Source organism: Mesorhizobium sp. M7D.F.Ca.US.004.03.1.1 (genome assembly GCF_003998635.1).
In the GTDB taxonomy this organism is placed as follows: domain Bacteria; phylum Pseudomonadota; class Alphaproteobacteria; order Rhizobiales; family Rhizobiaceae; genus Mesorhizobium; species Mesorhizobium loti.
Genome location: NZ_RZQG01001607.1, coordinates 1 through 676, shown reverse-complemented (window position 1 = coordinate 676; position 676 = coordinate 1). Strand labels below are relative to the sequence as shown.

Genomic DNA, 676 nt, shown 5'->3' with positions numbered 1-676 from the left:
ATGCTGCCGCTCGGCATTGTCGATGAGCTTGTGGCAAAGCAGCGGCCATTCCTGCATCAGTCCCAGCATTCGGTCCTCCCTCACGCTTTTGCGTTGTGCTTTTTGTGCCATTGTGGAGCGAACCGACGGATTGTCCAGCCGCCAGCACCGCCGAGGGCTGCATTGATCGAGATGACAGCGACAACCGCCACAATCCGGCCATCGTCAGCGTTAAGTTTCGTTAACGGGCAAAGGGGTGCGATTGGCGACTGAAAGAGGTTCGCATGGACGCGCAGCTCGACGACAAGGCTCTCGAGAGTACGCTTGCCGAAAGTCTGGCCGATCTGGTGCCGGATACCAAGACTGTTTCCGAAGATGAATTTGTTGAAGTTGTCGGCGGCGCGCTCGAAGCGGTCGGCGGCACGCTGCTGTTCAAGATGTGCGTGCAGAACCAGGGCGAAGGCCAGCATGTCGCTGCGGCATCCGTCGGCAATGGCGGCAATCGCCAGTTCCTGCTGCTCACCTTGCCGACCGGCGGCGGTTCCTTGAAAGTCGAGACCGTATCGAGAAGCAGCAATCCGGTCGCCGGTATCGCTGCTGCCTATGCCGGTCTCATGGACGTGTTCAAGGCCGCCGCCTGATCGCTTGCGGAAAGTAGTTCAAGGATCTTCGGAGGCGCGATCCGTCAGTTGCAGGG

1 protein-coding gene is annotated in these 676 nt (G+C 59.6%); it reads left to right on the top strand.

Annotated features, from left to right (window positions below):
* Positions 1-263: 263 nt before the first annotated feature.
* Positions 264-620, top strand: a complete 357-nt coding sequence (locus tag EN935_RS39015; RefSeq protein ID WP_127262756.1) for a hypothetical protein — start codon at positions 264-266, stop codon at positions 618-620.
* Positions 621-676: the final 56 nt, after the last annotated feature.